Source organism: Sulfitobacter sp. 15WGC (assembly GCF_005068605.1).
Classification (GTDB): domain Bacteria; phylum Pseudomonadota; class Alphaproteobacteria; order Rhodobacterales; family Rhodobacteraceae; genus Sulfitobacter; species Sulfitobacter faviae.
In genome coordinates this window covers 84,065-105,423 of sequence record NZ_SZNL01000010.1, presented here as the reverse complement: position 1 = coordinate 105,423, position 21,359 = coordinate 84,065, and the positions used below count along the sequence as shown (strand labels likewise).

Below are 21,359 nucleotides of genomic sequence, written 5' to 3'. Positions count from 1 at the left end.
AGGCGGGCCTATGACACAGGCGCTTTCCTCTCCCCGCGCGGGCTGGTGGGTGATCCTTGCCCTGATCCTGGCCTTTGCCGCGCAGATGGTCGTTGTGAACGGCCTGCCCGCCGCCACCCAAACCACCCTGCTGGCCGAAGGCGGCTTTTACGAAAGCCTCTCCGTCGTGGGTTACCTCCTTTGCATTCTCGCATTGGTCTGGACCCTGCGCGGCGCGGTGTTGCGGGTCTGGTATCTGCCGCTGGTGCTGGCGGTCATGGCGGCGCGTGAGTTGGACCTCGACAAAATCCTGTTCACCCGCGGCCTGTTCAAAGCCCGGCAGTATACTGGTGAGGGCGTCCCGCTCGGCGAAAGGCTGATCGCCGGGTTGGTCCTTGCGCTGATCGTCACTGCCATCCTGCTGATGCTCTGGCGTCACGCCCGGCCCTATCTCACGGCCCTGTTTCGGGGCCGCGCTTGGGCGGGGGCTGTCCTGCTGGGGATCGGTTTCACCGTCGCTTACAAACTGCTCGACGGCATCGCGCGCAAACTCGCCCCCTTGGGGATCGAGGTCAGCGCCGATGCCGAACGCACCGCCTTCGTCGTCGAGGAGATCGGGGAGCTTGGCATCCCGGTCATGTTCCTCGTCGCCATCCTGCTGTGGCCCGGCCCTGCGCCTGCCACGGCCCATCCCACCAACCGGGCGCACCGCGTCTGACGCCCCCGGGGCCTGCCCCCGGGATTAAACATCACCGACCAAGGAAGAAATCATGGCCGTACTAGTCAACGAAAACACCAAAGTCATCTGTCAGGGTCTGACCGGCTCGCAGGGGACGTTCCACACCGAACAGGCCATCGCCTATGGCACCAAGATGGTCGGCGGCGTGACACCGGGCAAAGGCGGTCAAACGCATCTCGACCTGCCGGTCTTCAACTCCGTGCATGAAGCCAAACACGCGACCGAGGCCAATGCCTCCGTGATCTACGTCCCGCCCCCCTTCGCCGCCGACTCGATCCTTGAGGCGATCGACGCCGAGATGGAGCTGATCGTCTGCATCACCGAAGGCATCCCGGTGCTCGACATGGCCCGCGTGGCCCGCGCGCTCGAAGGCTCCAAGTCGCGCCTGATCGGGCCGAACTGCCCCGGCGTCATCACGCCCGACGCCTGCAAGATCGGCATCATGCCGGGCCACATCCACCGCCGCGGCTCCGTCGGCGTCGTGTCGCGCTCGGGCACGCTGACCTATGAGGCCGTCAAGCAGACCACCGACATGGGCCTCGGCCAATCCTCTGCCGTGGGCATCGGCGGCGACCCGATCAAAGGGACCGAGCATATCGACGTGCTGGAGATGTTCCTTGCCGATGACGAAACACAGTCGATCATCATGATCGGCGAAATCGGCGGCTCCGCCGAAGAGGAAGCGGCACAGTTCCTCGCCGATGAGAAGAAGAAGGGCCGTTGGAAGCCTACCGCCGGTTTCATCGCGGGCCGCACCGCCCCTCCCGGACGCCGCATGGGCCACGCAGGCGCGATCGTCGCCGGTGGCAAGGGCGACGCGGAGAGCAAGATCGAAGCGATGAAAGAAGCCGGGATCGTGGTCGCCGACAGCCCCGCGACACTGGGCGAAGCGGTCAAAGAAGCGATCGACAAGGGCTGATGCCTGCCGGGCGGGCCACGGCCCGTCCATTGACCCACTCCGCAAAGCACTATGTTTTGCGGGGTCTTGATAAAAACCACCCGGCGCCGCCGACAGCGAAGGAGGGCAAGATGCACATTCAGACCGCGGTCAATCTCTGCCCGTTTTCGCCCGGCGCCGGCCCGCGGGCAAGCGCCCGATCCGGCGGCCCCGCAGGGCCCTGCACCTCCGCCTCCGATACCTATGGCCCCCCGCCCCGGGCCTGACTATAGACCGACCCTGATTCTGACCCTGTCCCGTCTGCCCCGCCGAACAAAGGTGACCCAATGACCGACCAACCCGCCAACGAACAATTCCACGCCTCGTCCTTTATGGAAGGCGACAACGCGGAATATCTTGAGGCGATGTACGCCCGCTATGCCAACGATCCCAACGCGGTTGATGAAGCATGGCAAACGTTCTTTGCGGCGATGGGCGATGACGCCGAAACCGCGCAGGCCGAAGCCGCTGGCCCCTCTTGGGCGCGCCCCGATTGGCCCCCCGCCCCGCAGAGCGAGGTGATGGGCGCGCTGACCGGCGTCTGGCCCGAACCGACCGAGGCGAAAGCCGCAGGCGAGAAGATCAAGAAGAAGGCCGAGGAAAAGGGCGTTCCCGTTTCCGACGATCAAATCCGCGCCGCCGTGCTCGACAGCATCCGCGCGCTCATGCTGATCCGCGCCTACCGCATCCGTGGCCACCTCGCCGCGACGCTCGACCCTCTGGGCATGCGCGACATGGGCGAACAGCCCGAGCTTGACCCCAAGTCCTACGGTTTCACCGATGCCGACATGGACCGCCCGATCTTCATCGACAATGTGCTCGGCCTCGAAGTGGCCACCATGAAGCAGATCGTCGGCATCGTCCGCTCGACCTACTGCGGCACCTTCGCGCTGCAATATATGCATATCTCCGACCCCGAGCAGGCCGGTTGGCTGAAAGAGCGGATCGAAGGCTACGGCAAGGAAATCGCCTTTACCAAGGAAGGCCGCAAGGCGATCCTGAGCAAGCTGGTCGAAGCCGAGGGTTTCGAAAAGTTCTTGCACGTCAAATACATGGGCACCAAGCGTTTCGGCCTTGATGGCGGCGAAAGCCTTGTTCCGGCGATGGAGCAGATCATCAAGCGCGGCGGCCAGTTGGGCGTCAAGGACATCGTCATCGGCATGCCGCACCGGGGCCGCCTCTCGGTCCTTGCTAATGTGATGCAGAAGCCCTACCGCGCGATCTTTAACGAATTCCAAGGCGGCAGCTTCAAGCCTGACGATGTGGATGGCTCGGGCGATGTGAAATACCACCTCGGCGCCTCCTCCGACCGTGAGTTTGACGGCAACTCCGTGCACCTGTCGCTCACCGCGAACCCCTCCCACCTTGAGGCGGTGAACCCCGTGGTGCTGGGCAAGGTCCGCGCCAAGCAGGACCAGCTCAACGACGAGGACCGCACCGCCGTCATGCCCGTGCTGCTGCACGGTGACGCGGCCTTCGCGGGTCAAGGCGTCGTGGCCGAATGTTTCGCGCTTTCGGGCCTCAAGGGCCACAAGACCGGCGGCACCATGCATATCGTGGTGAACAACCAGATCGGCTTTACCACCGCGCCGCATTTCTCGCGCTCCTCCCCCTATCCGACCGACAACGCGCTTGTGGTCGAGGCGCCGATCTTCCACGTCAACGGCGATGACCCCGAAGCCGTGGTCCATGCCGCCCGCGTCGCGACCGAGTTCCGCCAGAAGTTCCACAAGGACGTGGTCATCGACATCTTCTGCTACCGCCGCTTTGGTCACAACGAAGGCGATGAGCCGATGTTCACCAACCCGGTGATGTACAAGAGCGTCAAGAAACAGAAAACCACGCTGAGCCTCTATACCTCGCGTCTGGTGGCCGACGGTCTGATCCCCGAGGGGGAGATCGAAGACATGAAGACCGCCTTCCAGAACCATCTCAATGATGAGTTCGAGGCCGGGAAAGACTACCGTCCGAACAAGGCTGACTGGCTCGACGGCAAATGGTCCGGCATGGACAAAAAGAACAAGTCCTACCAACGCGGCAAAACCGCCATCGCCCCCGAAACGCTGCAAGACGTCGGCAAGGCGATCACCACCGCGCCCGAAGGCTTCCCGCTGCACAAGACCATCGGCCGTCTGCTCGACGCGAAGAAGAAGATGTTCGAAAGCGGTGAGGGCTTCGACTGGGCCACGGCAGAGGCGCTCGCCTTCGGCTCGCTGCTGACCGAGGGCTACAAGGTCCGTCTGTCGGGTCAGGACAGCACCCGCGGCACCTTCAGCCAGCGCCACTCGGCCTTCATCAACCAAGAGAACGAAGACCGCTACTATCCGCTGAACCACATCCGCGAGGGCCAAGCCGACTATGAGGTCATCGACTCGATGCTCAGCGAATATGCGGTGCTGGGTTTCGAGTATGGCTACAGCCTTGCCGAACCCAACGCGCTGACGCTCTGGGAAGCGCAGTTCGGCGACTTCGCCAATGGCGCGCAGATCATGTTCGATCAGTTCATCTCGAGCGGGGAGAGCAAATGGCTGCGGATGTCGGGCCTCGTCTGCCTGATGCCGCATGGCTACGAAGGTCAGGGGCCCGAGCACTCCTCGGCCCGTCTGGAGCGTTTCCTCACCATGTGCGGCGGCGACAACTGGATCGTGGCGAACTGCACCACGCCCGCCAACTACTTCCACATCCTGCGCCGCCAGCTGCACCGCAGCTACCGCAAGCCGCTGATGTTGATGACGCCCAAGTCGCTGCTGCGCCACAAGCTGGCCATCAGCAAGGCCGATGAATTCACCACTGGGTCGAGCTTCCACCGCGTGCTCTGGGATGACGCCGAAAAGGGCAACTCCGACACCAAACTGGTCGCGGATGACAAGATCAAGCGCGTGGTAATGTGTTCGGGCAAGGTCTATTACGACCTGCTGGAAGAGCGTGACGCCCGCGGCATCGACGACATCTACCTCCTGCGCTTTGAGCAGTTCTACCCCTTCCCCGCGCAATCCGCCGTGAAGGAGCTGGAACGTTTCAAAGGGGCCGAGATGATCTGGTGTCAGGAAGAGCCCAAGAACCAAGGTGCATGGTCCTTCATCGAGCCCAATATCGAATGGGTTCTGGGCCGCATCGACGCGAAACATGGCCGCGCCTCCTATGTGGGCCGCGCCACCTCGGCCTCGCCCGCCACGGGTCTGGCCAGCCAGCACAAAGCACAACAAGCCGCCCTCGTTGACGAGGCGCTGACCATCAAAGGAAAGTAAACCATGACAAGCGAAGTACGCGTCCCAACGCTGGGCGAATCCGTCACAGAAGCCACCGTTGCCACATGGTTCAAGAAACCCGGCGATACCGTCGCGGTGGATGAAATGCTCTGCGAGCTGGAAACCGACAAGGTGACGGTCGAGGTGCCCTCCCCCGTCGCCGGCACCCTGAGCGAGATCGTGGCCCAAGAAGGCGACACCGTGGGCGTCGACGCCCTGCTGGCCAATGTCAGCGAAGGCGACAGCGGTTCTGCCGCTGCGCCCAAGGCCAAGGAAGCCGCCGAAGACTCTGGCGCCGCCTCCCAGTCCGACCGTGGCGGCGATGCGCCCAAAGCCATCGACGCAGGCGCTACCGAAGTCGCCGCGCGCGAAGGTCAAAGCATTGACGTGCTGGTGCCCACCTTGGGCGAGTCGGTGACCGAAGCGACCGTGAGCACTTGGTTCAAAAAGGTCGGCGACAAGGTCGAAGCCGATGAGATGCTCTGCGAGTTGGAGACCGACAAAGTTAGCGTCGAAGTCCCCGCCCCCGCCGCAGGCGTGCTGGCCGAGATCTTTGCCGAAGAAGGCAGCACCGTCGAAGCGTCCGCCACGCTGGCCGCGCTGACCACCGGCGCGGGCGCTGCCGCCCCCAAGGGTGAAGACGCGCAATCCGGCGCCGGTGCCGCGCCTGAGACCAAGCCCGCCGATGGCAAGGATGTCGAAGACGCGCCTTCCGCCAAAAAGGCGATGGCCGAAGCGGGCATCAGCCGCGATCAGGTCACAGCTTCGGGCCGTGACGGTCGAGTGATGAAGGAAGACGTGGCCAAAGCCGTGGCCGCAGGCGCCTCCGCGCCGAAAGCCGAGGCGAAGCCGACCGCGCCGCGCGCTGCCTCCGCCCCCGATGACGCCGCCCGCGAAGAGCGCGTCAAGATGACCCGCCTCAAGCAGACCATGGCGCGCCGCCTGAAAGAAGCGCAGAACACCGCCGCGATCCTGACGACCTTCAACGAGGTCGACATGACCGAGGTCATGGCCCTGCGCAACGCCTACAAGGCCGACTTCGAGAAGAAGCACGGCGTGCGGATGGGCTTCATGTCCTTTTTCACCAAGGCCTGCTGCCACGCGCTGAAAGAGATCCCCGAGGTCAACGCCGAGATCGACGGCACCGACGTGATCTACAAGAACTACGTCCATATCGGCGTCGCCGCGGGCACGCCCACGGGCCTCGTGGTGCCGGTGATCAAGGACGCCGACGCGATGTCCTTCGCCGAGATCGAGAAGGCCGTGAACGCCATGGGCAAGAAGGCCCGTGACGGCAAGCTCACCATGGCCGACATGACCGGCGGCACCTTCACCATCTCCAACGGCGGCGTCTACGGCTCGCTGATGACCGCGCCGATCCTGAACCCGCCGCAGTCCGGCATCCTCGGCATGGCGAAGATTCAGGACCGCCCGATGGCGATCAACGGTGAGGTCGTGATCCGTCCGATGATGTATATCTCGCTCAGCTACGACCACCGCCTGATCGACGGCAAGGGCGCTGTGACCTTCCTCGTCCGCGTCAAAGAGATGCTCGAAGATCCGCGCCGCCTGCTGATGGATCTGTGATACTATGGGCGGGGGGCGACCCCCGCCCTATCTACCTGTGGACCCGTGGATTTTCCCACAAAGCGAAAGGACACAGACCATGAGTGAAACCACCCTCCTCGCCGCCTATGGCCTTCTGGTGATGCTGACGATCCTCTTGCAGGTGCTTGGCGCGACCCGGCAACTCTCGATGGGCTACCTGATGTCCTCGCGCGATGAGACGCGCACCACCACCGGCATGACCGCCCGTCTGGGCCGCGCGCTCGACAATTCCGTCGTGGCCATGGCGGTCTTCGCCCCCGCCGTGCTGCTGGTCGAGATCATGGGCCGCAACAACAGCGCCACCTTGCTCGCCGCGCAGGTCTTTCTGCTGGCGCGGATCATCTATCTGATCGTCTATGCACTCGGTGTGCCGACGATCCGCACGCTGGCGTGGCTCGCAGGCTATGCCGCCACCGCCGTTCTCTATTTCCACGCGCTCTGAAAGGCATTCCCATGCAGATGATCTGCCACTTCGACGTCACCGATTTCGCCGCTTGGAAAAACGCATTCGACGCCGATGCCGAGGCGCGGCGCAATGCCGGGCTCTCGGTGCTGCAAATCTGGAAACACGCCGACAGCAGCACCAAAGCCTCTGTCCTGTTGGATGTGAACGACCGCAAAAAGGCCGATGACTGGCTCGCCCGCTCCGATGCGCTGAGCAGCGATGACAAGGGCACCGTGACCAGCTCCACCGCCTATTTCGTGAAATCCGCATGAGCGCCGAGCTGACCGTCCTGACCCTCGCGGCCCTGCTGCAAGGGCTGCAATTCGTGCTCTACGCCGTGCCCGCCAACCGTGAGCTTGGCCCCGGCTACACCATGTCGGCGCGTGACCGTGAGCCGTCGCGCGCGATGAGCGACCGCACCGCCCGTCTGGGCCGCGCATTGGACAACCATTTCGAAGGGCTGATCCTTTTCGGCATCGCCGTGGGCGTGGTGCAGATGTCGGCCCAGAACACCGCCTTCACCGCCGCCTGCGCTTGGGTCTATCTCATCGCCCGGCTGCTTTATGTTCCCGCCTATGCGCTTGGCCTGCGCCCGCATCGGTCGTTCATCTGGATCGTCGGTTTCGCCGCGACCATGCTGATGCTGCTGGCGGCCCTCATTTAACCCTATCCCCAAACACCCGCAGGCAGCGGCGCTTGCACCTGAAACCCGCGCCTCATACCTTGCCTGCACCACCCGACTGCTAAGGAGACCCCCCATGTCGAGCTATGATGTCATCGTGATCGGCTCCGGCCCCGGCGGCTATGTCGCCGCCATCCGTTGCGCGCAACTGGGCCTGAAAACCGCCTGTGTCGAAGGCCGTGAGACCCTCGGCGGCACCTGCCTCAACGTGGGCTGCATCCCCTCCAAGGCGCTGCTCCACGCCACGCATATGCTGCATGAGGCCGAGCATAATTTCGAAGAGATGGGTCTGAAGGCGAAAGCGCCGACCGTCGATTGGAAGCAGATGCTGACCTACAAAGACAAGACCATCGAGACCAACACCAAGGGCATCGAATTTCTGTTCAAGAAGAACAAGATCGACTGGCTGAAGGGCTGGGGGTCGATCCCCGAAGCGGGCAAGGTCAAGGTCGGTGATGAGGTCCATGAGGCCAAGAACATCATCATCGCCAGCGGGTCCGAGCCTGCAGGGCTGCCGGGCGTCGAGGTCGATGAGAAAACCGTCGTGACCTCCACCGGCGCGCTGGAACTGGGCAAGATCCCCAAGAAGATGGTGGTAATCGGCGCAGGCGTAATCGGGCTGGAACTGGGCAGCGTCTATGCCCGTCTCGGCACCGAGATTACGGTCGTCGAATATCTCGACGTGATCACCCCCGGCATGGACCCCGAGGTGCAAAAGACCTTCCAGCGCATGCTGAAAAAGCAGGGGCTGAACTTCGTCATGGGCGCTGCCGTGCAGAAGACCGAAGTCGCCAAGGGCAAGGCCACGGTCAGCTACAAGCTGCGCAAGGACGACAGCGAACATGAGATCGAAGCCGATGCCGTGCTCGTCGCCACAGGCCGCAAGCCGGTGGTCAAGGGCATGGGGCTCGACGATCTGGGCATCAAGATGACCGAGCGCGGCCAGATCGCTGTCAACGAGCATTGGGAGACCTCCGTCAAAGGCGTCTATGCCATCGGCGACGTGATCGAAGGCCCGATGCTGGCCCATAAGGCCGAGGACGAAGGCATGGCCGCCGCCGAAGTCATCGCGGGCAAGCATGGCCATGTGAACTACGGCGTGATCCCCGGCGTGATCTACACCCACCCGGAAGTCGCCAGCGTGGGCGAAACCGAGGCGACGCTGAAGGAAGCGGGCCGCGCCTACAAGGTCGGCAAGTTCTCCTTCATGGGCAACGCACGGGCCAAGGCGGTCTTTGCCGGCGACGGTTTCGTCAAGCTCATCGCCGATAAGGAGACCGACCGCATCCTCGGCTGCCACATCATCGGCCCCGGCGCGGGCGATCTGATCCACGAGGTCTGCGTGGCGATGGAATTCGGCGCCTCGGCGCAGGATCTGGCGATGACCTGCCACGCGCACCCGACCTATTCTGAAGCCGTGCGCGAAGCCGCACTGGCCTGCGGCGACGGGCCGATCCACATGTAAGACGACGGGGCGGGCCAAGGGTCCGCCCCTTTTCGTTGCGCAGGCGGCGCTCGCTGCGGCTATCGCGCGTTAACATCCCTGCCCTACAACCTCCCCCGTCGCGACATTCACGGAAGACGAGGCCCCTCGCGGGTCATGTCGATACGTAGAGACATGCAGGGTGACGCCTGCTCTTTCCACCACCCTCGGCGGCGCCGCCACTTTCGAACGGCTTCCTAAATATCCAAGATTGCATCCCGCGAAACCATCGTTTCAGCGGGCACTACAGCATGCCGATAAATTGCGAAGGGCAGCGCCGACCCGCGGGGTGGTGCTGAAAGCGCCGCCCCAGGGGGGCGGGTCGGCGCTGCCCGGCCTGCGGCCGGGCGTGTCATTCCGAGAGGCCTCAGACCAAAAAGGCGAGCGCCCCGCGCCTACCCCGCCTCCGCAGGCCGCCACCCCGCCTCGCGCAGCAGCGCGTCGGAGTGGCTCTCCACCTCCTGCTCCAACCGCGCCATGAAGACGCGCTTGTCCAGCCCCGGCTCGATCGGCTCCAGAAACTCCACCACGGCCAAGCCCGGTCGGCGGTAGAGCCCCCGGCGCGGCCAGAAGTAGCCCGCATTGGTCGCCGCAGGCACGCAGACCTGCCCCAGTTGATCGTAAAGCACCGCCGTGCCGACCTTGTAAGGCGCGCTCAGCCCCGGGGCGACGCGGGTGCCTTGGGAATAGATCACAATCTGCCCCGGCTCCACCCGGCCCGCGTTCACGTCTTCCATCATCTTGGTGATCGCCTGCCCGCGCTTGCCCCGGTTCACGGCGATCATTTGCATCCGCTTGGTGTATTGCCCGATCACCGGCATCCAAAGCACCTCGCGCTTCATGATGAACTTGGCCCGCGGCAGGGCGTGGAAGATCATGATGATATCGAGGAACGATTGATGTTTGGCCGCGATCAGAACCTCACCCTCGGGGATTTGGCCGCGCACTTCGCAGCGCAAGCCGATCAGCCAACGCGCCGTCCACATGGCCCAAGCGGCATAGGCTTTGCAGCCCGCATAGGCGCCGCGTTTGGAAAACATCGCCCAAGGCGCGAAGGCCAGCCCGATCACCGGCATCGCCACGGTCACCTGCACGATATAGAGGATCGAGCGGACCCATTGCAGCAGCTTCATGTCAACTCCCTCAATGTACGCCGGGCGGCGGCCCCGGTGGCGGCAAAGGCGACCGCGCCGACGAGAAGCGGCACCATCAACGGCACGGCCCAATGCCAGCCTTGGAAGCCCAGACCGGTCAGAAATCCGCCTGCCTCGCCCGCGTCAGGCAGCAACACCACCGCGATCATGCCCAAAGCCGTGCCCGCCGCCGCGCCCAGAAGCGCGCGCAGGGTGAAACGGCGGATGAAGGCCCGCGCGATATAATCATCGGTCGCCCCCACAAGCCGCAGCACCGCGATCACCTGCGCATTGGCGGCCAGCGCGGCCTGCGCGGCAAGCGTCACCATCGCAGCCACCGCCGCCCCGATCAGCAGCGTCGAAATCCAGCCCAAGAGGCGCAGGCGGCTCGCTGCCGCCACCAGCGGCGCGCGCCAACGGCTGTGATCGTCAAGCACCGCGCCCGGCACTTCAGCCGACAAGCGCAGGCGCAATCCCACAGGGTCCAACCCCTCGCCTTCCTCGACCACTTCGATCAGGCGCGGCACCGGCAGGTTCTCCATCGCCAATTCCGGGCCGAACCACGGGGCGAGCAACTCTTCCTGTTCCGCATCCGTCAGCGCACGGGCCGAGGCCACGCCCTTGGTCGTCTGCAACACCTTCAAAGCCGCCTCCGTCTGGGCCGCGCGTTGGTCCAGCGGCGCCACGATCCGCACCGTCGCCGACTGCGCCAACTCCTGCCCCCAGACCCGCGCCAACCGGCCCGAGGCCAGCGACAGCGCCAAGGCAAAGACCGCCAGAAAGGCCATCGCCCCCGCGGCGAAAAGGGTCAGTTGCGCGGTGAACCCCGAAGGCGGCACCACGCGGTCGGCCTGCCGGTCGCCTTTGAAAATCGCGCGCAGGGCGCCCAGATCGAAGCGCTTCACAGATCCGCCCCCGCCAGTTGGATGCGCCGGTTCGCGATGCGCAGCACGCGGGCCTGCACATGCGCCTTGGTGGCGCGGATGAGGCCCAGATCATGGGTGGCGATCAACACGGTCTTGCCCATGCGGTTCAACTCGATCAGCAGGCGCAGCAGCCGCTGGGACATCTCCCAGTCGATATTCCCCGTCGGCTCATCGGCGAGGATCACATCGGGCGACATGATCACCGCGCGCGCCAATGCGGCCCGCTGCCGCTCCCCGCCCGAGAGCTCAGGCGGCAGAGCGTCGGCCCGGTTGGTGAGGCCAACCCAAGACATCAATTCTTCCAGATCGGTGCCCCCCGCCTCGGCCCCGCGGCCCGACACATTAAGCGGCAGGGCCACATTCTCGGTCAGCGGGAGGTGGTCGAGGAATTTCACGTCTTGGTGCACCACGCCGACACGGCGGCGCATCAACGCGATGTCATCGCGCCCCAGCCCGCGCACATCTTGCCCGAACATCCGCAGATGCCCCGCCGTGGGCAAAAGCGCCCCGTAGCAGAGCTTCATTAGGGTGGTCTTGCCCGCGCCCGAGGGGCCGGTCAGAAAATGGAACGATCCGGGGGCGAGTTTCAGCGTGATGTCGGACAGCAATTCGCCCCCGCCATAGCTGTAGGCCACATTTTCGAGCTCTATCACGCATCCACCTTAAAAAACTTCGACCTGTTGTGCCTCAGCACCGGAAAGGATTCAATCACTCAGAACCCCAGCACCCTGCCCAGATATCACTTTTCCTACGTTATTCTAGGACATATGCTGCCCGTTACGATCTCAGAGCACCGAACGAACCCAGGAATGACCATGCGGCTGATCTGCCCCAACTGCGACGCGCAATACGAAGTCCCCGACGATGTGATGCCGGCGGCGGGGCGTGATGTGCAATGTTCCAACTGCGGGCAGACCTGGTTCCAGCATCACCCCGACAATGCGCCGGAGGCCGAAGAGGATGATTTCGCCGACGACGTGATGCGGATGAAGCAGCGCGGCTCGGATGAGGACACAGAAGCCGCCGCAGCGGCAAGCCTGCCGGATTTGCAGCCCTTCGGCGATGAAGAGGAAGACGCGCCCTTCGAAGACGATCAAGACGACGACTTTGAAGACGCATTCGACCCCGAGGAGGAAACGCCCCAGCCCGCCCCCGCCGCGCCGGTGCGCCGCCCCCTCGACCCCGCCATCGCCGAGATCCTCCGCCAAGAGGCCGCGGCAGAGCAAGAAGCCCGCCGCCGCCGCCAGTCGGAACCGCTGGAAAGCCAGCCGGACCTCGGCCTAGACGACGCGCCCCAGCCGCAGCGCACGCCCGAGATCGCCGCGGAAGACCATGTGCCCGAGGATGAAGACGCCCGCCGCGCCCATGAGGCCCGGCTGCGCATGGCCAAGATGCGCGGAGAGCCGGTGCCCGAAAGCGAGGTCGACGCCTATGGCAGCGCCTCGCGCCGCGATCTTCTGCCCGATATCGAAGAGATCAATTCGACCCTGCGCCATGACGGGCAAGAGGGCGCGCAGGCCGGGCCCACCCCCACCGCCGCGCTCGACCGCCCCGAAAAGCCGCAGAAATCCGGCGGGTTCATGCGGGGGTTCACTATAATGATCGTCTTGGCGGCCCTTCTCGCGGCGGTCTATGTCTACGCGCCCGAGATCGCGCAATCCCTGCCGCAGGCCGATCCCTATCTGTCATCCTATGTGGCATGGATGGACGATGCGCGGCTCTGGCTCGACGGGCAGTTGCAAGACCTGCTGGTCTGGCTCGACACCGTGGCGACCCAGTCGCAGGGTTAATCTCGATCAGAACCGATCCAACAGCCTGTTAAGGTAATCCCGCTCGACCTCGGGCCGCTCCGCCTCGCCCGAGCGGCGGCGGATTTCGTCCAGCAACCGCCGCGCGCGACCTTGATCGTCCGGCCCCTGCGCCAGCGGCGCGTCCGAGCTGTTGGCCCCGCTGCCGCCCTGCTCTCGCCCAAGCGGATCGCGCCCCTCGCCACGCTGATCGCCGCCCTCTGCCGTGCCTTGGCCCGGCTGGCCTGCGCGTTGCTCCTGCTCCATCGCTTCACCGAGGGCGCGCATGCCCTCGCGCAGCGCCTCCATCGCCTGCGCCTGATTGTCGATCGCCTCGGCCAGTTCATCGCGGCGCAGCGCCTCTCCGGCGCGGTCCATCGCCTCTCCCGCGCGGTCCAGCGCGTCGCGGGCCGCGTCCCCCTCAGCCGTGCCCTGCCCGGGCAAACGCCCTTGCTGGCGGCGCAGCGCGTCGCGCAGTGCTTGCTGGCGTCCGGCCAGCCCTTCCTCGCCCCCTTCTTCGCCAGAGGGGCCGCCCTGCCCGCGCTGCCCTTCATGGCTCTCGCCGCGCCCTTGCCCGCCGTTGCGGCCTTCGTTGCCGTCACTCTCCCCCGCGCCGGTGCCGGGGTTGAACTGCTCTTGCAGGTCGCGGAAGGCCTGATCGCTCAGCCCCTGTTGCTCGCGCAGCGTATCCGACAGCCCCTCCATCGCCTGTTCACCGGGCGAATTGCCGCCCTGTCCGGGCTGGCCTTCGGTGACGCGCATGTTCTCCATCATTTCCTGCAACTGGCGCAGCGCCTCGGCGGCTTCGGCCATGCGGCCCTGTTCCATCAACTCCTGAATGCGGTCCATCATGCGCTGCAGATCGTCTTGGGTCATCTGCATCGCCTCGCCCTGCGGCTGCTGGTCTTCGCCCGCGCCCTCTTGCGCCTGCTGTCGCTGGAGTTGCTCAAGGTAGTCTTCGGTGGCGCGGCGCAACTCGTCCATCAACTCGGCGATTTCGGCCTGAGAGGCGCCGTTCTTCATCGCCTCGTTCAACCGATCCTGCGCGCGGCGCATCCGCTCAAGCGCATCGGCCAGCACGCCTTCTTCCAACTCAATCGCCAGCGCCCAAAGGTCTTCGGCCAGCTCGGTCTGCACCTCTTCGTCCAGCCCGTAGCGCGCCCGCAATTCCAACCGCCGGATCACCTGCTTGAGCCGCAGCGCCGTCACCTCCGAGCGCAGATCATCGCCGGGGGCATAACTCACCGCGCGCAGCACCTGCGCAATGCGCGGCGCATTGGCGCGCGACCACAAAAGATCGCGCCGCATCTCGATCACCCCTGCCGCCGCCGGATCGAAAAAACGCCGCCCCGGCAGGGTCAACTGGCTCACCTCGGTCACGGCCTGCTGTTCGGAGGCGTCCAAGACCGAAAGTTGCAGCGACACCGGGAGATTGGCCCATGGGTGTTTCGAGAAATTTTCGATCAACGTCTCTTCGAAATCGCGCCGGTCGCCGCTGATCGGCATGGGCAGCGGCACGACGATCTCAGGCCGCGGCTCGGGGTCGACGGTCAGACCATAGCGCCGGTCGATCGAGGCCAGATCGAGGCTGATCCGCGCTTCCCCGGCTTCGACGCCATAGTCGTCGCGCGCAAGGAACGGCAGGCTCATCTCTCCCAAAGCGGTCACCTCAGGCGGGCCAAGTCGTTCGACCTGCGGCACGGCATCGGGCAAAAGCGTGATCTGCCACGCCCGCGCCCCCGGCCCGTCGATGCTGATCTCACCGCTTTGGCGCAGGGTGAAATCCTGCGCGGGTTCCGAGGATGCCGCCACTTCGCGGCCCGAGACGTTCTCAGCCACCGTCAGCGCGCCCAATTCGCCATAGAGCCGCAGGGTAATTAGCGTGCCCTCAGGCAGCGACAGCACCCCGGCCTCAAGATCGTTGAGGTAGAGCGTCGGCTTGCCGGTATGGCGCGGCGGCTCGGCCCATCCTTCCCAAACGGAGCCGGAGGCGAGCGTGCCGCCCGCCCCGCCGGGGGCCAGATGCGTCACCTCCCCCAACCGCCAGACGGAGCCAAAGACAAGCGCCACGATGAACCCAAGCAGCGCCACATAGCGCAGCGCATAGGGATCGGCCTGCGCGACCCGAAGGTCGCCCTTCACCGGCTCGGCCGCAGCCGCCCGCGCGGCCATGCGCCGCTGATGCGCTTGCCAGACCGCCGCCGAGGCGGCATCGCCCGCGCCAATCACCTGATCGTCCAAGAGCGCGCGAATGGGCCGCCCCGGCAGGCTGGCATCCAAGCGCGCCAGCGCCGCCGCGCGGGACGGCAGGCGGAAACGGCGCAGGGCAAAGAACAGAGTAAAAAGGGCCGCAAGACCGATAGCGGCCAGCACGGCCCAAAGCGCGCCGCCCACCAAAGCATCCTGCGCCCCCATCATCAGCGCCGCCAGCACCGCCAGCACCAGCGCTAACATGGGCCAAAACGCCTGCACCAGCGCCTCGGCCAGCATCCCCGCCCAGGTCAGCCGCAGCGGCCAACGCAAAGCGCGCAGCCCGTCTGTCCTGTCAGTGGATGTCTCCATGCGTCACGCTCCGGTGGCCCGGCGGCGGGATGCCGTCAAAGCCATTCAGGGATGGTATCGCGGTTTATCATTTCGTCAAAGCTTGGCCGTGGGCGGATAACCGCGAATTGATCGCCGTTCACCAGCACCTCGGGGATCAGGGGCCGCGAATTATACTCGCTGCTCATCACCGCGCCGTAAGCCCCGGCAGAGCGGAAGGCCACCAGATCGCCTGAGCCCAGCACCGGCATCATCCGCTGTTTGGCGAAAGTATCACCGGATTCGCAGACCGGGCCCACGATATCGACGGGGCGCGGTTCGGCCCCCGGGGCGGGTTCGTTCAGCGGCACGATGTCATGCCAAGCGTCATACATGGCAGGGCGGATCAGATCGTTCATCGCGGCGTCGAGGATCAGAAAATCGCGGCCCTCGCCGGATTTGAGATAGATCACCTCGCTCACCAGCACACCTGCGTTGCCTGCGATCAAGCGGCCCGGCTCGATCTCGACCTCGCAGCCCAGATGCCCCAGCGTGCGCTGCACCATCGCGCCGTAATCCGTGGGCAGCGGCGGGGCGGAGTTCGACCGCTCGTAAGGGATGCCCAAGCCGCCGCCAAGGTCGAGCCGCCGGATGTCATGGCCATCGGCGCGCAGCACCTCTGTCAGTTCCGCGACCTTGCCATAGGCTTGCTCAAAGGGGGCGAGATCGGTCAACTGGCTGCCGATATGCACGTCGATGCCCATGATCTCGAGCCCCGGCAGCTTGGCCGCCATGGCATAGACTTCGCGGGCGCGGGCGATGGGGATGCCGAACTTATTCTCGCTCTTGCCGGTGGCGATCTTGGCGTGGGTCTTCGCGTCTACATCCGGGTTCACGCGGATGGTGATCGGGGCCACTTTGCCCACTTCGCGCGCCACGACATCCAGCAGGATCATCTCCGGTTCGCTCTCGACGTTGAACTGGCGGATGCCGCCCGTCAGCGCCAGTTCGATCTCTTCCCGGGTCTTGCCAACGCCGGAGAAGACGATCTTATCGCCCGGCACGCCCGCCGCCTTGGCCCGGCGGTATTCCCCGCCCGAAACCACATCCATCCCCGCCCCCGCCTGCGCGAGCGTGCGCAAGACGGCTTGGTTGGAATTGGCCTTCATCGCATAGCAGACCAGATGGTCCATCCCCGACAGCGCATCGTCAAAAAGGTGGAAATGGCGCAGCAGCGTGGCGGTGGAATAGACATAGACAGGCGTGCCCACGGCAGCGGCAATCTCGGCCAGGCTTACGTCTTCGGCGTGCAACACACCGTCTTTATAGAGAAAATGATCCATCTGCGCTTGGCCCCATGTCGTCACCGCTTATCTGATGGGCGCTGTCCGCAGGAAAAGATAGAGCGGCAGGCCACAGCTCACCCCAATACAGAACGTGGCGGGAATGGCAATCAGGCTGAGGAAATTGCGCCGCACGGCCACTTCGGCAATGATCCAGATGGTCAAAGTGACGGCAGCGATGGTCAGATCCCAGACCAGCCCACTGGCGGCGGCATTGGCGTGCCATGCGTCCACCATGGCGCTCAGGCTCCAGCCTTCGGCGTTGAACCATGTGACGAAGTAATACATCGGATGCACCGCCCCCCAGACCGCGAGGGCGAGGTAGAGCATCCGCAAAAGCGACATCAGAAACTCTTGACCACGCCGACGGTGGCATAGCCCGACAGGCTGATCCCCGGCTCGGTCGGCGGTGTCGGCGCGGCCTGCCGTGGGCTGGGCTGCGGCGGGGTGCAAGCGGCCAAGGCAAGCGCCCCGGCCACCAGTGTGATCTGCAACAGCGGCCTCACGACCCGGCCCCGAGCGAGACGGAGAACGGCCCGCGGCGCAGCCCCACCGCCGTGCCTACCGAGATGCCCGACGAGGACATGGTGATGCTGCTGCTCGCCGTGGGCCGCACCGGTTCACCATCCGCGCCACAGGCGGCAAGGCTCAACAGGGAAAGGGCCGCAAGGAGGCGCTTCACTTCAGGATTTCCTTCCAACGCGCGATCTGGGCACGCACCTGCGCGGGCGCGGTGCCGCCATAAGACATGCGCGAGTTTACCGAATTTTCGACGCCGAGCACATCAAAAACATCCGCCGTGATCTCGGCATGGACCGATTGCATCTGCTCCAGCGTCAGGTCGGGCAGATCGCAGCCCTGCGCCTCGGCCATGGCGACCAGCGTGCCGGTCACCTGATGCGCGTCGCGGAACGGCAGGTTCGGCACGCGCACCAGCCAGTCGGCGAGATCGGTGGCGGTGGAGAAGCCCGAGCCCGCGGCGGCGGCAAGGTTCTCGCGCTCGGCGGTCATGTCGCCCACCATGCCGGTCATCGCGGCCAGCGCCAGCATCAGGTTGTCGGCAGCGTCAAAGACCTGCTCTTTGTCCTCTTGCATGTCCTTGGAATAGGCCAGCGGCAGCCCCTTCATCACCATCATCAGGGCGGTGTTGGCCCCAAAGATGCGGCCCACCTTGGCGCGAATGAGCTCGGCGGCATCGGGGTTCTTTTTCTGCGGCATGATCGACGAGCCGGTCGAGAAGCGATCCGACAGCGCCACGAAGCGGAACTGCGCGGAGGACCAGATCACCAGTTCCTCGGCGAAGCGCGACAGGTGCATGGCGCAGATGCTGGCGGCTGACATGAATTCCAGCGCGAAGTCGCGGTCGCTCACGGCGTCGAGGGAGTTCGCGGCGGGCCGGTCGAAACCAAGCGCCTCTGCCGTCATCTCGCGGTCGATCGGGAAGGAGGTGCCAGCCAATGCGGCGGCGCCCAGCGGGCATTCGTTCATCCGCGCCCGCGCATCGCGGATGCGCGACAGGTCACGGCCAAACATCTCGACATAGGCCATCATGTGATGCCCCCATGTCACGGGCTGCGCGGTTTGCAGATGCGTAAAGCCCGGCATGACCCAATCGGCCCCCGCTTCGGCCTGAGACAAAAGCGCGCGGATCAGGGCTTGCAGCCCCTCATCGGCGGCGTCCAATTGGTCGCGCACCCAGAGTTTGAAATCGGTCGCGACTTGGTCATTGCGGCTGCGGCCCGTGTGCAGGCGGCCTGCGGGCTCTCCGATCAGGTCTTTCAGCCGTGCCTCCACGTTCATGTGGATGTCTTCGAGCGCGGCGGAGAATTCGAACCGGCCCTCTTCGATCTCTGACAAGATTGTGAGAAGCCCTTCCCGTATCGCGTCAGCGTCGTTATCAGTCAGGATGCCTGTGGCTGCCAGCATGGCGGCATGGGCACGCGACCCTTTGATGTCTTGCGCGGCCATCCGTTTGTCGAACCCGATCGAGGCATTGATCGCCTCCATGATCGCATCCGGTCCGGCGGCGAAACGCCCGCCCCACATTTTGTTCGAGGTCGTGTCGGTCATGTTGAATACCCTTGGAGGGACGTATGAAAAATCTTGTGCTCGGCCTCGTTTATACGCTGCTTGTCGCAGGTGCAAACCCCGCCCTTGCCGGAACGGCTGACATCGCGGGGCTGCGCGAAGGGGACATGAAGAAACTCGTGATCCATGACGCGCCGCAGGCGGCCTCTGACGTGACCTTTGAGCGTGAGGACGATGGCGAGGCGATGTCGCTGGCGGATTACGAAGGCAAGGTCGTGTTGGTGAACTTCTGGGCCACATGGTGCGCACCCTGCCGCAAGGAAATGCCGCAGTTGAATGCCCTGCAAAAGGAATTCGGCGGCGATGATTTTCAGGTGCTGACCATCGCCACGGGGCGCAACTCTGAAGAAGGGATCAAACGGTTCTTCGAGGAAGCCGGCGTCGACAGCCTGCCCCGCCACCAAGACCCGAAGCAAAAGCTCGCCAGCCAGATGGGCGTATTCGGCCTGCCGATCAGCGTGATCCTTGACCGTGAGGGGCGCGAGATTGCCCGGTTGCAGGGCGATGCGAAATGGGATTCCGACAGCGCACGGGCGATCATCGCAGCCCTGATCGAAGAAGGCGCCGAGAGCTAAGCGCCTAACGCGGGGTCGGGCCTCCGGGCCCGGCCCTCAGGCCACATGCTGCAGGATCGCCGCCTCCGAAGTGCTGAGATTGCGCCGCGCGAAACCGCCATAGCTGTGCGGGTCCGTCTCAAGCTGCGGATAGGCCGCCAGCAGCCGCGCCCGGTCCTGCGCGCCAAGGCTGGTGAGCGGGGCCGAGGCGGGGTGAAAGCTCTCGGTTTCGACCCCATTGGCCCACATCACCTGATGTTCGGCCAGCAACACATGGACATAGGTCACCTCACGCAGGGACATATCGCTGGCCACGCTGCGGCCGTTGATCAGGTCCTTGGCGGCGACCAGCACTTCGTCGCAGTTGAACAGATCACGGGCCTGAGCGCCTTGCAGCACGATCCGGTGATCGGGCGAGACCAGCAGCGGGGCGTCGGGCTGGGCAATCCCCAAGGCACCGGGGCGGAAGCGCACGGGGCGCAGATGCGGCATGGCATGTAGCCGCGCGCCTGTCATCCGGCGGCTGCCGATCCACTCCAGCGGCTGTGCGCCATTGTCCTTGGTCTGGATCAGATCGCCCTCGCGCAACTCTTCGATCAAGGCGCTGCCCTTGGGGGTCCGGATGCGGGTGCCGGGGGTAAAACAGATCACCCCGCCGCGCTCGGGCCGGTCATCGCGCGCGGGGGTCAGGGTGCTGTGCATCACCCAAAGCTCACTGTCGCGCGGGGGCAGTTCATCGACGAACATCAGCAGCGGCATCCGCCCCGGGCCTGCGTCGATCAGGGTGACGGTATAGGTCCGCGCGCCATTGGTGGCCATGAAGCTGTCATCGGGCAGCGGGGCCGTGCCCACGGCGCGCCGCGGCGCGGGCGGCAGCATGCCCCCCTCTTCTAGTGCCGCCCCGATCAGGCGCTGCACCTTGCGGGCCGCGCGTTTGCGCAGCCGCTCTGCCCCGTCCGCCATATCCAGCCGCAGCACATCATTCGGCCCATCCACCCGGATGGTATCCCCGCGCCACGCCCAGGCCGAGCCCAGTTCGAGCGACTGCACCGGCGCGGCCTCCAGACCGTCGATCTCTGTTTGCGACCAGCTGATGACAAACGTGCCCCGAAAGCCCGTTTTCATAACTGCTCTGCCTGCCTCGTTTATTATTGCCAGCAGCCTAGCAAAGCCGGGGGCCGCGCGAAAGATGGCGTGAATGTGGCGGCGCAACCTGTTGCAAATTGATCTTTGCCCCTGCCGCACCGGAGAAGCGCCGCGAAACGCTTGTAAATTGTCAGCGTCTTGGTAACGTCAGAGGGGTCAAACAGCCGGAGGCACCGCATGTCGGAAGAAGTACCCCCCACCCCGTCACGCCGGATCGTCTCTTCACGTCACTTGGCCGAGGGCGATGGCTGGGAGGCCTCCGAACTCGAATATGGCATGATCATTGCCTATAACGCCTTCACGCGCTGGATGTCGCGTTGCATGGCGGCAGCGGGCAATGGCGATCTGACGCCGCTGGAAATCCTCGTGCTGCACAACGCCAACCACCGGGGCCGGGAAAAGCGGCTGACGGATATTTGCTTCCTGCTCAACATCGAAGACACGCATACGGTGAACTACGCGCTGCGCAAGCTGGTGAAGGCCGAATTGCTGAGCGCAGAGAAGCGCGGCAAGGAGGTGTTCTATCGCACCTCGCCTGCGGGCGCCGAGCTATGCGAAGCCTATCGCGCGATCCGTCAGGCGTGTTTTCTGGATGGCTTGCCGCGCACCGATATCTCGGGCGAGGAACTGCGCAAGATTGCGGCGCAGCTTCGGGCGATGTCGGGGCAATATGACCAAGCGAGCCGCGCGGCGGCCTCGCTGTAGAGCGCGGGCGCGAGGGCTGCCCCCCGCGCCTGCCAA

General features: G+C 65.0%; 21 protein-coding genes. 11 read left to right on the top strand and 10 right to left on the bottom strand.

What is annotated here, in order from left to right; translation table 11 throughout:
• Window positions 1–10 precede the first annotated feature (10 nt).
• The 8 genes from FCK22_RS10590 (at window position 11) to lpdA (ending at window position 9,103) form a co-directional block, all read left to right on the top strand.
• A complete protein-coding gene (locus tag FCK22_RS10590; RefSeq protein ID WP_067261913.1) occupies window positions 11–697 on the top strand; it encodes a hypothetical protein in 687 nt (228 codons plus the stop codon).
• 52 nt (window positions 698–749) lie between these two features.
• Complete coding sequence (sucD, locus tag FCK22_RS10585; RefSeq protein ID WP_067261915.1) at window positions 750–1,637, top strand: succinate--CoA ligase subunit alpha; 888 nt, start codon at window positions 750–752, stop codon at window positions 1,635–1,637.
• Window positions 1,638–1,942: 305 nt separating this feature from the next.
• The gene (locus tag FCK22_RS10580) at window positions 1,943–4,903 is read left to right on the top strand and encodes a 2-oxoglutarate dehydrogenase E1 component (RefSeq protein ID WP_067261918.1); all 2,961 of its coding nucleotides are present in this window, start codon (window positions 1,943–1,945) and stop codon (window positions 4,901–4,903) included.
• A gap of 3 nt (window positions 4,904–4,906) precedes the next feature.
• Window positions 4,907–6,490, top strand: a complete 1,584-nt coding sequence (odhB, locus tag FCK22_RS10575; RefSeq protein ID WP_067261920.1) for a 2-oxoglutarate dehydrogenase complex dihydrolipoyllysine-residue succinyltransferase — start codon at window positions 4,907–4,909, stop codon at window positions 6,488–6,490.
• 79 nt (window positions 6,491–6,569) lie between these two features.
• Window positions 6,570–6,953, top strand: coding sequence for an MAPEG family protein (locus tag FCK22_RS10570; RefSeq protein ID WP_067261921.1), 384 nt, complete (start codon window positions 6,570–6,572; stop codon window positions 6,951–6,953).
• 11 nt (window positions 6,954–6,964) lie between these two features.
• Complete coding sequence (locus tag FCK22_RS10565) at window positions 6,965–7,228, top strand: hypothetical protein (protein ID WP_067261923.1); 264 nt, start codon at window positions 6,965–6,967, stop codon at window positions 7,226–7,228.
• Entirely contained in the window at window positions 7,225–7,620 is a 396-nt protein-coding gene (locus FCK22_RS10560; protein WP_067261925.1) for an MAPEG family protein, read from the top strand. Before FCK22_RS10565 ends, FCK22_RS10560 begins: the two co-directional genes overlap by 4 nt.
• 94 nt (window positions 7,621–7,714) lie before the next feature.
• Window positions 7,715–9,103 (top strand): dihydrolipoyl dehydrogenase, encoded by a 1,389-nt coding sequence (gene lpdA / locus FCK22_RS10555; RefSeq protein WP_067261927.1) that lies wholly within the window; start codon window positions 7,715–7,717, stop codon window positions 9,101–9,103.
• A 413-nt stretch (window positions 9,104–9,516) separates the two neighbouring features.
• Here the strand turns inward: lpdA and FCK22_RS10550 are convergent, their stop codons facing one another.
• From FCK22_RS10550 to FCK22_RS10540, 3 genes are read right to left on the bottom strand one after another with little or no spacing between them, the layout of a single operon-like run.
• Complete coding sequence (locus FCK22_RS10550) at window positions 9,517–10,254, bottom strand: lysophospholipid acyltransferase family protein (RefSeq protein WP_067261928.1); 738 nt, start codon at window positions 10,252–10,254, stop codon at window positions 9,517–9,519.
• On the bottom strand, window positions 10,251–11,159 hold the full coding sequence (locus FCK22_RS10545) for an FtsX-like permease family protein (RefSeq protein WP_067261930.1): 909 nt from the start codon (window positions 11,157–11,159) through the stop codon (window positions 10,251–10,253). Before FCK22_RS10545 ends, FCK22_RS10550 begins: the two co-directional genes overlap by 4 nt.
• Entirely contained in the window at window positions 11,156–11,833 is a 678-nt protein-coding gene (locus tag FCK22_RS10540; RefSeq protein ID WP_067261931.1) for an ATP-binding cassette domain-containing protein, read from the bottom strand. The genes FCK22_RS10545 and FCK22_RS10540 overlap by 4 nt, the downstream gene beginning before the upstream one ends.
• A 162-nt stretch (window positions 11,834–11,995) precedes the next feature.
• Between FCK22_RS10540 and FCK22_RS10535 the strand changes: the two genes are divergently transcribed.
• The gene (locus tag FCK22_RS10535; protein WP_136720412.1) at window positions 11,996–12,970 is read left to right on the top strand and encodes a zinc-ribbon domain-containing protein; all 975 of its coding nucleotides are present in this window, start codon (window positions 11,996–11,998) and stop codon (window positions 12,968–12,970) included.
• 6 nt (window positions 12,971–12,976) lie between these two features.
• Here the strand turns inward: FCK22_RS10535 and FCK22_RS10530 are convergent, their stop codons facing one another.
• Genes FCK22_RS10530 through argH form a run of 6 tightly spaced genes read right to left on the bottom strand, consistent with a single transcriptional unit; the run spans window position 12,977 to window position 18,900 of the window.
• Entirely contained in the window at window positions 12,977–15,529 is a 2,553-nt protein-coding gene (locus tag FCK22_RS10530; protein WP_067262177.1) for a DUF4175 domain-containing protein, read from the bottom strand.
• A 35-nt stretch (window positions 15,530–15,564) separates the two neighbouring features.
• Entirely contained in the window at window positions 15,565–16,830 is a 1,266-nt protein-coding gene (gene lysA, locus FCK22_RS10525; RefSeq protein ID WP_067262175.1) for a diaminopimelate decarboxylase, read from the bottom strand.
• A gap of 27 nt (window positions 16,831–16,857) precedes the next feature.
• Window positions 16,858–17,175 (bottom strand): DUF2834 domain-containing protein, encoded by a 318-nt coding sequence (locus FCK22_RS10520; protein ID WP_067262174.1) that lies wholly within the window; start codon window positions 17,173–17,175, stop codon window positions 16,858–16,860.
• Window positions 17,175–17,324 carry a hypothetical protein gene (locus FCK22_RS18920; RefSeq protein ID WP_156505620.1) on the bottom strand — a complete coding sequence of 50 codons (150 nt, stop codon included), beginning with the start codon at window positions 17,322–17,324 and terminating at the stop codon, window positions 17,175–17,177. The genes FCK22_RS10520 and FCK22_RS18920 overlap by 1 nt, the downstream gene beginning before the upstream one ends.
• Window positions 17,325–17,332: 8 nt before the next feature.
• On the bottom strand, window positions 17,333–17,512 hold the full coding sequence (locus FCK22_RS10515; protein ID WP_067262173.1) for a hypothetical protein: 180 nt from the start codon (window positions 17,510–17,512) through the stop codon (window positions 17,333–17,335).
• Window positions 17,509–18,900 (bottom strand): argininosuccinate lyase, encoded by a 1,392-nt coding sequence (gene argH, locus FCK22_RS10510; protein WP_067262166.1) that lies wholly within the window; start codon window positions 18,898–18,900, stop codon window positions 17,509–17,511. The genes FCK22_RS10515 and argH overlap by 4 nt, the downstream gene beginning before the upstream one ends.
• A 23-nt stretch (window positions 18,901–18,923) precedes the next feature.
• Between argH and FCK22_RS10505 the strand changes: the two genes are divergently transcribed.
• The gene (locus tag FCK22_RS10505) at window positions 18,924–19,493 is read left to right on the top strand and encodes a TlpA family protein disulfide reductase (RefSeq protein WP_067262164.1); all 570 of its coding nucleotides are present in this window, start codon (window positions 18,924–18,926) and stop codon (window positions 19,491–19,493) included.
• A gap of 36 nt (window positions 19,494–19,529) precedes the next feature.
• Here the strand turns inward: FCK22_RS10505 and FCK22_RS10500 are convergent, their stop codons facing one another.
• The gene (locus FCK22_RS10500; RefSeq protein ID WP_067262162.1) at window positions 19,530–20,597 is read right to left on the bottom strand and encodes a Hint domain-containing protein; all 1,068 of its coding nucleotides are present in this window, start codon (window positions 20,595–20,597) and stop codon (window positions 19,530–19,532) included.
• Window positions 20,598–20,795: 198 nt separating this feature from the next.
• On the opposite strand from FCK22_RS10500, the gene FCK22_RS10495 reads away from it, so the two are divergent.
• Window positions 20,796–21,323 (top strand): winged helix DNA-binding protein, encoded by a 528-nt coding sequence (locus tag FCK22_RS10495; RefSeq protein WP_067262160.1) that lies wholly within the window; start codon window positions 20,796–20,798, stop codon window positions 21,321–21,323.
• The last annotated feature ends 36 nt before the right edge of the window (window positions 21,324–21,359 follow it).